This window comes from Ruegeria sp. BHSA123 (assembly GCF_059613425.1).
The window spans coordinates 1-13,225 of sequence record NZ_JBXWSL010000019.1; the positions used below are offsets into that span (position 1 = coordinate 1).

The 13,225-nt window shown below is 58.7% G+C and carries 13 protein-coding genes; 9 read left to right on the top strand and 4 right to left on the bottom strand.

The genetic code is table 11. The features are described 5' to 3' along the window. Positions 1-3: 3 nt before the first annotated feature. On the bottom strand, positions 4-1,167 hold the full coding sequence (locus AC2FNC_RS11655) for a tyrosine-type recombinase/integrase (RefSeq protein WP_480625469.1): 1,164 nt from the start codon (positions 1,165-1,167) through the stop codon (positions 4-6). Between the two features lie 367 nt (positions 1,168-1,534). Beyond that, the gene (locus AC2FNC_RS11660) at positions 1,535-1,804 is read right to left on the bottom strand and encodes a hypothetical protein (protein WP_480476954.1); all 270 of its coding nucleotides are present in this window, start codon (positions 1,802-1,804) and stop codon (positions 1,535-1,537) included. On the opposite strand from AC2FNC_RS11660, the gene iolG reads away from it, so the two are divergent. From iolG to AC2FNC_RS11705, 9 genes are all read left to right on the top strand, one after another. Beyond that, positions 1,757-2,770, top strand: a complete 1,014-nt coding sequence (iolG, locus tag AC2FNC_RS11665; protein ID WP_480554164.1) for an inositol 2-dehydrogenase — start codon at positions 1,757-1,759, stop codon at positions 2,768-2,770. The genes AC2FNC_RS11660 and iolG overlap by 48 nt on opposite strands. A 124-nt stretch (positions 2,771-2,894) precedes the next feature. Continuing rightward, complete coding sequence (locus tag AC2FNC_RS11670; RefSeq protein WP_267364100.1) at positions 2,895-3,815, top strand: sugar ABC transporter substrate-binding protein; 921 nt, start codon at positions 2,895-2,897, stop codon at positions 3,813-3,815. 68 nt (positions 3,816-3,883) lie between these two features. Beyond that, the gene (locus AC2FNC_RS11675; RefSeq protein WP_480475272.1) at positions 3,884-4,990 is read left to right on the top strand and encodes an ABC transporter permease; all 1,107 of its coding nucleotides are present in this window, start codon (positions 3,884-3,886) and stop codon (positions 4,988-4,990) included. Position 4,991: 1 nt separating this feature from the next. Then, positions 4,992-5,813, top strand: a complete 822-nt coding sequence (locus tag AC2FNC_RS11680; RefSeq protein ID WP_480475274.1) for an ATP-binding cassette domain-containing protein — start codon at positions 4,992-4,994, stop codon at positions 5,811-5,813. A 151-nt stretch (positions 5,814-5,964) separates the two neighbouring features. After that, the gene (gene iolD, locus AC2FNC_RS11685; RefSeq protein ID WP_496715412.1) at positions 5,965-7,797 is read left to right on the top strand and encodes a 3D-(3,5/4)-trihydroxycyclohexane-1,2-dione acylhydrolase (decyclizing); all 1,833 of its coding nucleotides are present in this window, start codon (positions 5,965-5,967) and stop codon (positions 7,795-7,797) included. Continuing rightward, positions 7,794-8,693, top strand: a complete 900-nt coding sequence (iolE, locus tag AC2FNC_RS11690) for a myo-inosose-2 dehydratase (protein ID WP_496715413.1) — start codon at positions 7,794-7,796, stop codon at positions 8,691-8,693. Before iolD ends, iolE begins: the two co-directional genes overlap by 4 nt. A 47-nt stretch (positions 8,694-8,740) precedes the next feature. Further along, a complete protein-coding gene (locus AC2FNC_RS11695; protein ID WP_496715414.1) occupies positions 8,741-9,922 on the top strand; it encodes a phytanoyl-CoA dioxygenase family protein in 1,182 nt (393 codons plus the stop codon). A gap of 48 nt (positions 9,923-9,970) precedes the next feature. After that, entirely contained in the window at positions 9,971-10,777 is an 807-nt protein-coding gene (gene iolB / locus AC2FNC_RS11700) for a 5-deoxy-glucuronate isomerase (RefSeq protein WP_480518586.1), read from the top strand. Then, complete coding sequence (locus AC2FNC_RS11705) at positions 10,774-11,532, top strand: SDR family NAD(P)-dependent oxidoreductase (RefSeq protein ID WP_496715416.1); 759 nt, start codon at positions 10,774-10,776, stop codon at positions 11,530-11,532. The genes iolB and AC2FNC_RS11705 overlap by 4 nt, the downstream gene beginning before the upstream one ends. Before the next feature lie 15 nt (positions 11,533-11,547). Here AC2FNC_RS11705 and AC2FNC_RS11710 read toward each other — a convergent pair whose 3' ends face one another. Next, positions 11,548-12,387, bottom strand: a complete 840-nt coding sequence (locus tag AC2FNC_RS11710) for a class II fructose-bisphosphate aldolase (protein WP_496715417.1) — start codon at positions 12,385-12,387, stop codon at positions 11,548-11,550. Further along, complete coding sequence (locus AC2FNC_RS11715) at positions 12,384-13,220, bottom strand: 5-deoxy-glucuronate isomerase (protein WP_480475288.1); 837 nt, start codon at positions 13,218-13,220, stop codon at positions 12,384-12,386. Before AC2FNC_RS11715 ends, AC2FNC_RS11710 begins: the two co-directional genes overlap by 4 nt. Positions 13,221-13,225 lie beyond the last annotated feature (5 nt).

Consider the following 13,225-nt stretch of genomic DNA (forward strand, 5'->3'; position numbering starts at 1 on the left):
GTTTCAGGAACTGCCACCGCTGATCTTCTTACCCATCACATCCGCTGCCTGCCGCAACGGGTCATCTGCGAGGTGCGCGTAGCGTTGCGTGGTAGACGGGTTCGTGTGTCCCAAAAGCCTGCCCACTATCGGTAAGCTCAAACCACTAGAAACCAGATGTGAAGCGTGTGTATGCCGGTTATCATGTACCCTGTAGTTTTCGAAACCTGCGGACTTCGTTATTGACCGCCAGAACCCTTTCAAGTCCTTGTACGGCTGCCCAGGATCGCGTCCGGGAAAGAGCCATGAGCTGTTTAGCGTATTCGACACTTGCATTTCCGACAGCAAGGCAGTGGTTGCCGAAGACAAAGGTAGGTGTTCTCGCCGTTTTTGCTTGGTGTGATGCGATGGTTTCGTCCACACGCGACGTTCTAGATCAATGTCTTCCCATTTGGCTGTCAGAACTTCTCCAATCCGCGCGCCTGTCAGAAGCTGGAAGCGGATTGCATTGGCAGCAGTCTGATTGGGGTGTTCGGATAGCGCCAATAGAAGCCGTTGAAGTTCCGCATCGGAAAGCCAGCGATCACGTTTTTCCTCTACGTATTTTTCAACACCACGCGCGGGATTGTCAGATCGCATCCCCCAGCGTACCGACAGTTGGAACATTTTTGAAGCAAGCGCGAGCGTTCGATTGGCCTGATAAGGAGTGTCGCGCATTTGGTTGTGCAATTTCTGGATATGCTGGTGTGTCACTTCAATGACCTTCAATTCACCCAGCTTAGGCAAAATGTACCTCTCCAACATGGAAAGATCATTCCGTACGCTACCGGGCCTTTTCTTTGGGACCGCATGTTCGGTCAAGTATTGCTCGGCAAGTGAGGAGACTGTTGGCGATTTTCGCAGCAACTGCCCGTCTGAGACCGGATCCCCACCTCTGATAACTTCGGCGAGAAGGTTTCGCGCCATCTCACGTGCTGTGCCAAGCGAAAGCGTTGGCCCATACTTGCCCAAAGTCTTACGTTTCGACCGACCAGTTTGCTTGCTTCGGTATTGAATGACAAAACTCTTCACGCCAGTGGTTTTCACCCGCAGTCCGAAGCCCGGTAAACTCTCGTCCCAATAGATTGCCTCACGATTTGTGGGCGAAAGGCGATCAATGCTTGTTTTTGTCAGTCGGATGTTTGGCATCGTAAGAGCATTCTACGCTAGGTAAGCAATAGGTAAGCACAAGAAAGAGAGTTGACAAGAGCTCGATCGTAGGCGGTAGTCCATAAGTTCCATAAAAATAAAGAGATTTGGTGTTTGAAAGAAGTGCCTGGAACTGCATCGAAAGGAGAGTAGTAAGACTTCTAATCAGCAGGTTGAGGGTTCGAGTCCTTCAGGGATCGCCATTGTCAAACCAGATCAATACCGGACATGCGCCTGCTTTGGTCGGCGCGATGTGATCTTGTGGCTGTTTGGTGTGGTATGAGGGGCTGGACGAGGGGGTCATGCCAGCCCCTCTAAGGGGTCACAGAGTGGTAGTATGTGTTCCTTAAGTACAATCTAACGTGATTCACCGGGCGGCGATATTGGGGGATTCCCGTAGGCTGGCATTTGCGCGGAAAATGCGTGTCGGGCGGGGTAATCCTGTTGAGATCAGACCGGGTTTTTGCGCGGTATTCGCGTTGAGGCTGCGGGAGCCGCTGGCAAAACCGGGGGCGATGCAAAAAATATATTGCAACCGGTTGCAAAGAAAATCATTGTTACGCACAACAACAAGATTCGGGAGAGCTGCATGTTGAGGGTCGGATTGCTGGGTGCCGGGCGTATTGGGCGTGTTCATGCGCAGGCCATATCTTCCCATCCGGGGAGCAGGTTGTGTGCCGTATCCGATGCGCTGCCCGAAGCGGCAGCCAGCCTGGCGCGTGAATATGGGGCCGAGGCACGCAGTTCAGAAGAAATAATTGCTGATCCCGAGATTGACGCGGTTCTGATTGCAACGCCGACGGATACGCATTCCGACCTGATCGAGGCGGCCACGGGCGCTGGCAAAGCCGTTCTGTGCGAAAAGCCCGTCGATCTGAGCCTTCAGAGGGCGCAAGACTGTCTGACAGCCGTCGCGGGGCGCGGCAAACCTGTCATGATCGGGTTTAACCGGCGGTTCGATCCTAATTTTGCAGCTTTGAAGGCCGGTTTGGACGCAGGTGAAATCGGCAAGGCCGAACTGTTGTCGATCACGTCATTTGACCCGGCACCGCCTCCGGTCAGCTATGTAAAAGTGTCCGGAGGACTGTTTCGGGACATGATGATCCACGATTTTGACATGGCGAACTTTCTGATGGGGGATGTGCCTCAGACCGTCACGGCGGTGGGATCGTCGCTTGTGGATGCGGAGATCGGCGCGGCAGGCGATGTGGATACGGCTGTGGTCACAATGACTTACGCAGACGGCCGGATTGCGGTCATCAAGAACTCGCGCCGGGCGGCCTATGGCTATGATCAGCGGGTCGAGGTGCTGGGTTCGGAAGGGTTGTTGCAGGCGCATAACATGCTGGAAAACACCGTCGTGAAATCGACGGCAGATGGCGTTGTGGGCGCAAAGCCGACTTATTTCTTTCTGGAACGCTACATGCCGGCCTATCGCGTGGAATGGGCCGCATTTGTTGATGCCGTCAGCGGCGGTTCCAACGTTCCCGTCACGTTGCAGGATGGTGTGGCGGCGCTGGCGATGGCCGAGGCCGCGACCCTGTCAGCGCAGACGGGAAAGCCCGTCCGGATGGAGGAAATTTTGAAACCGGTTGCAAAATGACCAAAATTCTTCAAACTAACGACAGCTCGGCCCTGCGCCGCAGCCACTGAGATTCGGCACAGCCGGATGATTGGGGCCGGTACCCCAACAGAAGATCAGACTGAACCAATGGGAGGAAACTGAAATGAAGAAATTCGTTAAAGGTGCACTTGCCGCGGGGGCACTGGCCCTGGCTACACCCGCTCTTGCGCAGGACATCGTGGTCGTATCGCATGGCCAGGCCAATGACGCATTCTGGAACGTCGTGAAGAACGGTGTTGAACAGGCTGGCAAGGATGTCGGTGTGAATGTGGAATACCGCGCACCGGAAACCTTCGACATGGTGGCCATGTCGCAGCTGATCGACGCTGCGGTGAACCAGGAACCTGATGGCCTGATCGTTTCGATCCCGGATGCGGATGCGCTTGGCCCGTCAATCGAACGTGCCGTTGCCGCAGGCATCCCGGTGATCTCGATCAACTCGGGGTCGGATGTGTCGAAACAGCTGGGTGCGTTGCTGCACGTGGGTCAGGACGAGTTTGACGCCGGGAAAGCTGCGGGTGAACAACTGGCTTCGATGGGGGGCAAAACCGCGATCTGTGTGAACCACGAAGTGGGCAACGTTGCGCTGGACCTGCGTTGCGCAGGTTTCGCGGAAGGCTTTGGCGGTAATGTCGAAGTTCTGCCGACCTCGAACGATCCGTCGGAAATCGAGTCGAAGGTCTCGGCTGCTCTTGCTGCTAACGAAGCCGTCGATACGGTTATGGCGCTGGGTGCAAGCTCGGCCGGTGAGCCGACTGTTGCCGCTGTCAAAGCGTCGGGCCGTGATGTGAACGTTGCATCCTTCGACCTGTCGGCCAACTTCCTGCAATCGATTGCGGATGGCGACGCGGCCTTTGCCATTGACCAGCAGCAGTATCTGCAAGGGTACCTGTCGGTGAACTTCATGGGCCTGCACGCCAAATACGGCCTGATGCCCGGTGGCAACGTTCCTTCGGGTCCGAACCTGATCACTCAGGACAAGGCCGCGCAGGTGATCGAGCTGTCCGCGCAGGGCATCCGCTGATCCATACCGCAACCTGAACTAAACGGGGCGGCGCGGTGGCGCCGCTCCCACCCAAGTGGGAGGAAACGATGAGTGACTCAGCGCAAATCGCCGGGGACGAAAGGGTCAAGAAAGAACCTTTCATGACCAAGCTCATGAAACGGCCCGAACTCGGTGCGATGGCCGGTGTCGTTCTGGTGGTCATCTTCTTTGCCATCACAGCAGACGATTCGATGTTTACCCTGGCCGGGGTCATGAATTTCATGACACCTGCGGCACAGCTGGGCATTCTAGCAATCGGTGCGGCCCTTCTGATGATCGGTGGTGAGTTTGATCTGTCCATCGGATCGATGGTGGCGTTTGCGGGCCTGTTCTTCGGCGTCTGCGTGGTGACATGGCATCTGCCACTGATCATTGCGATCCCCATGACATTTGTATTCGCGGCATTCGTCGGAGCAGTGAACGGCAATATCGTCATAAGATCTGGCCTGCCGTCCTTTATCGTGACGCTGGCTTTCCTGTTCATTCTGCGTGGCTTGTCCCTTGTTGGCCTCAAAGCGGCGACCGGAGGGTCGACCCAGTTGCGCGGTGTGCGTGACGTGGTTGAAAACGACTGGCTGGCGCCGTTCTTTTCGGGCGAAGCCTTTGGCAGCCTGTTTGCCTGGCTGGCGGCCAATGGCATGATTGACACCTTCAAAAGCGGAGCACCCAAGGTGCCCGGCGTTCCGGTCGAAATCCTGTGGTTCATCGTGCTGGCATTGGCCGCCACCTATGTGTTGCTGCGAACCCCGGCGGGGAACTGGATTTTCGCGGCGGGCGGTGACAGCACTGCGGCATCGAATTCCGGTGTTCCCGTGAGCAAGATCAAGGTGTCTCTGTTCATGCTGACTGCCTGTTGCGCTGCACTGGTGGCCATCATTACGGTGATCGACGCGGGCTCGACCGACGCACGGCGTGGTTTCCAGAAAGAATTCGAGGCGATCATCGCTGCCGTGATCGGGGGCTGTCTGCTGACGGGCGGATATGGCTCGGCCATCGGGGCGTTCTTTGGTTCGATCATCTTCGGCATGGTTGTCATCGGACTGACCTATACGGATTTTGATCAGGACTGGTTCCAGGTGTTCCTGGGCGCGATGCTGCTGATTGCCGTTCTGTTCAACAACGCGATCCGCAAACGCGTAACCGGGGAGCGCTGATATGACCGAAGATACCAAGTTCCACCATGGCGATGCGGCAGGCGATCAGGCCCCCATCGTGGAAATGAAGGATATCGAGAAGCACTTTGGCAACATCATCGCATTGGCGGGCGTCAGTTTTGACGTCAAGCCGGGTGAATGCCACTGCCTGCTGGGCGATAACGGCGCGGGCAAGTCGACCTTCATCAAGACCATGTCCGGGGTACATAAACCCACCAAGGGCGAGATCTTTTTCGAGGGCAAACCGCTGCATTTTGACACTCCGCGGGATGCGATGGAGGCAGGCATTGCGACCGTGTTCCAGGACCTTGCGATGATCCCGCTGATGAGCGTCACGCGCAACTTTTTCATGGGGCGCGAGCCGACCAAGGGTAAGGGTCTGCTGAAACGGTTCGATGTTGAACACGCGAATGAGGTCTGCATGGAAGAGATGCGCAAGATGGGCATCAACCTGCGCGGGCCGGATCAGGCGGTTGGCACCCTGTCTGGGGGGGAACGGCAGACCGTTGCCATTGCCCGCGCCGTGTATTTTGGTGCCAAGATCCTGATCTTGGACGAGCCGACCTCGGCCCTTGGTGTGCGCCAGACTTCGAACGTTCTGGCCACCATCGACAAGGTGCGCAGTCAGGGCGTCGGCGTGGTTTTCATCAGCCACAACGTGCGTCACGCGCTGGCGGTGGGTGACAGGTTCACCGTTTTGAACCGGGGCAAGACGCTGGGTACAGCAACGCGTGGCGAGATCACGCCAGAGCAGTTGCAGGACCTGATGGCAGGCGGTCAGGAAATGGCCGAGCTAGAAGGATCGCTGGGCGGTACGGTTTAAAGTACAGAACTTGGATGCCCCAATGGGGCATCCATCGGGCGGTGGCACGTGACGCCCCACTTTTTTCAGGCTTTGATACAAAAGCTGGCACCTTCGCAAATGACAAAACCCGCAGGTCGCCAAAGGCGGAGCTGAGTTGAAAGGGATCATGATGAGCAAGACAGTCCGATTGACTGCGGCGCAGGCTCTGGTGCGCTATCTGGGCGCGCAGATGAACGAGGCCGGAGAGCCCTTTATCGCAGGTGTCTGGGCGATTTTCGGCCATGGCAACGTGGCCGGTCTGGGCGAGGCGCTGCACGGTGTGAAAGACAGCCTGCCCACCTATCGCGGTCACAATGAACAGACCATGGCGCATTGCGCGATTGCCTATGCCAAGCAGTTGGGGCGCAGGCGGGCGATGGCGGTCACTTCGTCCATCGGGCCGGGGGCCACCAACATGGTCACCGCTGCTGCTCTGGCCCATGTGAACCGCCTGCCGGTTTTGTTGCTGCCCGGTGACGTGTTTGCCACGCGTGGTCCCGACCCGGTTTTGCAGCAACCCGAAGTGTTTTCGGACGGAACCATCAGCGCGAATGACTGTTTCAGACCGGTCAGCCGCTATTTCGACCGCATCACCCGGCCGGAGCACCTGTTGACGGCGCTGCCGCGCGCCTTCCGCACGATGACGGACCCGGCGGATTGCGGTCCGGTGACGCTGGCCTTTTGTCAGGATGTGCAGGCCGAGGCTTATGACTATCCCGAAAGCTTTTTTGAGCCGCGCGTCTGGTATCAGCGCCGAATTCGTCCGGATGAGGGTGAACTGACACGGGCCGTGGCCGCGATTAAAGCAGCCAAGCGCCCTGTGATCGTGGCCGGGGGCGGTGTGCATTATTCGGACGCGACCGCCGCTTTGCAGCGCTTTGCCGAGGCGCACAACGTGCCGGTGGCCGAGACGCAGGCTGGTAAATCCGCGCTGGCCTGGGATCACCCGCTGAACCTTGGTCCGATTGGCGTCACCGGCGGTGAGCCTGCCAACGATATCTGCGCCGAGGCGGATCTGGTGCTGGGCGTCGGCACCCGTTTTCAGGATTTCACCACCGGGTCTTGGGGATTGTTCGCGAACCCAGAGCGGGAATTGATCAGCCTGAACACCGCCGCCTATGACGCGGCAAAGCACGGCGCGATGCCGCTGCAGTCTGACGCCCGCGTTGGGCTGGGTGAACTGAGCGACGCGTTGGGCGGTTACCGCGCGCCTGATATGCCTGCAACGCTGAAGTCGGAATGGTTTGCCAAGGTCGACGCATTGACCGACGCGCCCGCAGACAGCAATGCGCTGCCCACGGATATGCAGGTGATTGGTGCCGTGCAGCGGGCGGCCAATGAAAACACCGTTGCCATGTGTGCCGCGGGCACGATGCCGGGTGAGTTGCACAAGCTGTGGAAGGCACCGCGCTCCGGTGCCTATCATATGGAATATGGCTTCAGCTGCATGGGGTATGAGATCGCCGGTGCGATGGGCATCAAGATGGCCCAGCCCGACCGCGACGTGATCTGCTTTACCGGCGACGGTACTTACATGATGGCGAACTCGGAAATGGCGACGGCGGCGATGATGGGGATTTCGTTCACCGTTGTGGTCACCGACAATCGCGGCTTTGGCTGCATCAACCGTTTGCAGATGGGAACCGGCGGGGCCGAGTTTAACAACCTGCTGGATCATGCAATCGGCGGCGAAAATTCGGCGATCGACTTTGCCAAACATGCCGAAGCAATGGGGGCGACCGCGGTCAAGGTCAGCTCGATCGCCGAGCTTGAGGCGGCACTGGCCAAACGCGCTAAGGTCAAAGGCCCTTATGTGGTGGTGATCGACACTGATCCCTACCCATCGACCGAATATGGCGGAACGTGGTGGGAAGTGGCGGTGCCCGAGGTCAGCATCCGTCCGGAAGTAAACGAAAAACGTGCGGCCTATGAGGTCGCCATCAAGGAAAGAAACACGAAATGAGCGTGAAGATCGGTATCTCTCCGATTGCCTGGCAGAATGACGATCTGCCGGACCTGACCGCAGCCTACACGATGGAGCAGGCGCTGAAAGAAGCGCGCGAGATCGGCTATACCGGTGTTGAACGGGGCCAGCGGATGCCCGGCGACACCGAAGGGTTGCGCGCCTATCTGGACGCAAACGACATCGCGCTGTGTGGCGGTTGGTGTTCGGGCAGTACTCTGGTCAATGACCTTGAGGCCGAGATCGCCATCGTGCGCGAGCAGGTGGAACAATTTGTTGCGCTGAACAGCCCCTGCATTGTTTACGCCGAGTGTTCAAATACCGTTCAGGGGCAGATCGGAACGCCGGTCAATGACCGCCCAAAGCTGTCCAAAGACGAGGTTCTGGCCTATGCGGGCAAGCTGACCGAGCTTGCCAAATGGATGGCAGATCAGGGTATGCCGATGGCCTATCACCATCATATGGGCACGATCATCGAAAGCGAAGAGGATGTGAACTGGCTGATGGAGGGTTCCGGCCCCGAGCTGAAGCTGTGTTTCGATACGGGTCACTTGCTGTTTGGTGGCGGCGACGTGATGGCCACGCTGAACCGTTGGGGCGACCGGGTGCATCACGTGCATTTCAAGGATATCCGTCCAGACATCGTGCAGGACACGCGCGAGAACAATCTCAGCTTTCTGGATGCCGTAATTGCCGGGGCATTCACCGTGCCGGGTGATGGGTGCATCGAATTTCAGGCCGTAGCCAACGCGTTGAAAGCAATGGATTACAGCGGCTGGATCGTGGTCGAGGCCGAGCAGGACCCCGCCAAGGCGCCGCCCTATGAGTACTCCAAATTGGGCTATGACCACATCGTCGAGGTTTGCGGCAAGGCAGGGTTGGAGATCACCGTTTAATCACTGCCCCTCGGGGCAACACCGAAGCCATGAAAGAGGAGTTTGTCATGGTACATCAAGACCTTGGATATGTCGGCTATTTTGACCGGGAATCCTGTGATCTGGATGAATTCAAGGTGTTGACCTCGCAAAACCTGACAGCCGGTGCGGTGCCTCACGCCGCATCGGTGCAAAAGAACGTTCCGATCTATGATATGCATGCGCTGCGCCCGGCGCTGGAGAAGGCAGATCAAAGAAAAGCGCTGCTGGCGGAATGGGCAGGCGTGTTGGACAAATCTGCGGGTGTGATCGTTCTAAAAGGCGCATTTGCGGATACGTCCGTGATCGACCGGGCGACGGCTGTGTTCCAGCAGATCATCGAGGAAGAACGTCAGGGCGGGGCCGGAGAAGGCGACCACTTCGCGGCCTCGGGCGCGAATGACCGGATATGGAACGCATTGCAGAAACAGTGCTTGCGCGACCCCGAAGGCTTTGCACTCTACTTCGGGAATGTGGCCATTGCAACGGCTTGCGAAGCGTGGCTGGGGCCGAACTATCAAATGACCGCGCAGATCAATCAGGTGCGCCCCGGCGGCAAGGCACAGCAGGCGCATCGGGATTACCATCTGGGCTTTCAAACCGCCGACAGCGCCGCCCGGTATCCGGCCCATGCCCATCTGGTGACGGCCTCGCTGACCTTGCAAGGCGCGGTTGCGCATTGTGACATGCCCGTGGAAAGCGGCCCAACCAAACTGTTGCCGTTTTCGCAGCTTTACGCGCCGGGATATCTGGCCTTTCACGATGCGGCACACCGGGCGTTTTTTGAAGAGAACTACATTCAGTTGCCCCTTGCGAAGGGGGATGCGGTGTTCTTCAACCCGGCGCTGTTCCACGCTGCCGGGGAAAACAGCAGTACGGATATTCAGCGGATGGCGAACCTGTTGCAGGTCTCATCCGCTTTTGGCCGCGCGATGGAGATGGTTGACCGGCAGTCCATGTCGCAGGCGGTGTTTCCGTCGCTGGTCGCCCTGAAACAACGGGGGGCGCTGAGTGCGGCAGAGCTGAATGCCGCTATTGCCGCAACGGCTGAGGGCTATCCGTTCCCGACCAATCTGGACACCGACCCGCCGATTGGTGGCAACGCGCCCGAAAGCCAGGCCGACATATTGCACAGGGCCGTATCGGAAGGGTGGGCCGAGGCTCAGCTGTCTGCCGCGCTTTTGGCCCTGCAAGCACGGCAAGCGGCCTGAGGGCAATACAGGCGGGCCGTTTAGGCCCGCCCAATAAGGAGAACAAGAATGGCAGATCTGCTGAAGAAGCCTATTGGAACCCGTGGCAAAGTACATGACATCACCCCGGACAGTGCCGGATGGCGATATGTAGGTTTTGGGCTCTATCATCTGCAAGCGGGCGACCGGGCGGCCGAGGCGACAGGAGACCGCGAAGTCATTCTGGTGATGGTCGAAGGCAAGGCGCGGATCACCGGGGCCGGGCAGGACTGGGGCGTGTTGGGCGGTCGGATGAAAGTGTTCGAAAAGACACCGCCGCATAGCCTGTATCTGCCCAACGGAACCGAGTGGGAGGCTGTGGCGGAAACCGACTGCGTTGTGGCGGTGTGCTCGGCCCCGAGCAAGGGCGGCCACAAAGCGCGCCGGATCGGGCCGGATGGCATCACCCTGACCGAACGCGGCAAGGGCGTGAATACGCGATATATCAACAATATCGCGATGGAGAACGAGGATTATGCCGACAGCCTGCTGGTGACCGAGGTTTTTACGCCCAATGGGCACTGGTCCTCTTACCCCAGTCATCGACATGATGAGGATGATTTTCCCCGCATCACCTATCTGGAAGAGACGTATTATCACCGCCTCAACCCGGCCAACGGGTTCGGAATTCAGCGGGTCTATACCGATGATGGCCAGTTGGATGAGACGATGGCTGTCTCCGATGGCGATGTTGTGACTGTTCCGCGCGGCCATCACCCTTGCGGCGCGCCCTATGGGTTTGAGATGTATTACCTGAACGTCATGGCGGGCCCCCTGCGCAAATGGCGGTTTGCCCTGGCCCCTGAGGTCGAATGGATCATGGAGCGTGACGGATGAGCCAAGACTTCGCCAATTACCCTAGCCTTGCGGGCAAAACGGTTATCATCACGGGCGGGGCCGGGGGAATTGGTGCGGAAACCGTTCGCGCCTTTGCCGCGCAAGGGGCGAAGGTCGGGTTTCTGGATATCAATGCGGATGCGGGCCATGCTCTGCTGGCGGACCTGGACGGTGAACACGCCTTTGCGCAATGTGACCTGCGCGATATCGAAGGGACGCGGGCTGCGCTGGAGCAACTGGTCGAGGAGCTGGGCGAGGCGGATGTGCTGGTCAACAACGCCGCCCAGGATGACCGCCACGACTGGCGCGAGGTGACGCCGGACTATTGGGATGAGCGGATGGCGACCAATATCCGCCATATGTTCTTTGCCATTCAGGCTGTGGCCCCGGGTATGATCGCCAAGGGCGCAGGTTCGATCGTCAACATAGGATCGAATTCCTGGTGGGAGGCCGGGGCAGGTTTTCCGGCCTATGCCACCGCCAAATCGGCGGTGCATGGCCTGACCCGCACCATGGCGCGCGAATTGGGCGATCACAGCATTCGTGTGAACACGGTGGTGCCGGGCTGGATCATGACCGAGCGCCAGAAGAACCTCTGGGTCACGCCCGAGGCGCTGGCCAAACAGGTCGACCGCCAATGCCTGCCCGATCCGATTGAGCCTGTCTATGTCGCGCGCATGGTGCTGTTTCTGGCCTCGGACGACGCCGCCATGTGCAGCGCGGGCAACTTCATGGTCGAGGGGGGGTCGATCTGAGGACGAAAGCGCGCGTCAACGTTGCGGCGGCGCGCCAAAGGTACGGATGACCATCCGCGCGGCGGCTTCGACCGGATCGTGGGTTTCTTTCAGGATGGTCACGCGGTCAAATCGTTCGGGATCGCGATTGACAGCGTCTCGCAGGGCATTGCCGAAGGCCATGCGCAGCTCGGTTCCGATGTTGAACTTGCAGATTGAGGTTTCGCGGGCCAACTTCATACGCTGATCTACCGGCACACCCGATCCGCCATGAATGACCAGAGGCACGGTGGTCAAGGCGTCGATCTCGGCAATGCGCGCTTCGTCCAGACCGCCTTCCTTGTTTTGTTGCAGGTGGACGTTGCCAACCGATATCGCCATCCCATCCACACCGCTTTCACGTGCGAACTGGGCCGCTTCTGCCGGGTCGGTGCCGTTTGATCCTTCACCGCCCGAGTACCCGACAAAACCAATCTCGCCTTCGCAGGAAATCCCTGCCGCATGGGCCATCTCGGCAATTGCGGCGGTTTCATCGATGTTTTGCTGCAGGGGTTTGCGCGACCCGTCGAACATCAGGGACGTAAAACCGCTGTCGAGCGCGATCTTGCAGTCTTCGAACGTATAGCCGTGATCCAGATGCGCAACGACGGGCACCGAGGCGTTTTCCGCCAGATACCGGAACATCTTGCCCAGTACGGGTAGCGGAGTGTGGTCGCGGCAGCTGGGTCCGGCTTGCAGGATCACGGGCGCATTCTCGGCCTCGGCCGCGGCCACATAGGCGCGCATATCTTCCCAGCCGAGTGTGACCAGCCCGCCTACGGCATAGCCCTGTTCATAAGCGGGTTGCAGGACGTCTTTCAGCGTGACGAGGGTCATTTGAATTTCGCAATCATGTCTTTGATGCCGGGAATGGTTTCGATCTGATAGGCATGTGTGGGCTGGAAATACTGCACCAGAGAACGCTGGGTCAGGCCGCCGAGGATGGTGAAATAATACATCTCGTACCCCGGCAAAACGCAGCAGGGGTGATAGCCCTTGTCGATGCAAACGGTCGATCCATCCACGATGTGATAGGCGTCGCCCGGCTGGTTATCTTCGCGCTGAAGCATCTGTAGACCCGAGCCCCAGTTGGGTTTGAACCGGAAATTGTAGGTCTCGTCGTGGCGGGTCTCATCCGGCAGGCGGTTGGTGTCGTGCTTGTGGCTGGGAAAGCCCGACCAGCCGCCCTGACCGACGGTGAACAGCTCGCTGACCAGCAGGCGACCGACCTTGTCGTGTTGCTTTTGGCCAAGGATGTGTTTGATCTTGCGGTGGGTTTTGGTGTCGTCGCTGCCATATTGCACAAGGTCGTGTTCGCGCACATCGAACGGGTCCAGCACCTTGTCATATTTCGCACCGGCAATGAACACCTCGGTCGCGTCAGAAAGGCAGACCATCTGCACCTTTGCGCCGACGGGAACATAGACGCCCTCGGGCTCGCCATCCCAGACATCTTCGCCCCGGTTGCCCAGCCTGGGGAAGGAAACGCCTTCGACATCCACATCGACGCTGCCGGTTGCAGGGACGATGCAGGTCTCGTAGCCCGGCACCCGGTATTCGAACGCCTCGCCTTTTTTCAGTTTGACGATGTTGAAATAGTTCAGCGGAACGGTCGGATCGCCGGCGTCAACGATGGGCTTGTTCTGATTGTCATAGGGCGCGATATGCATGGGAT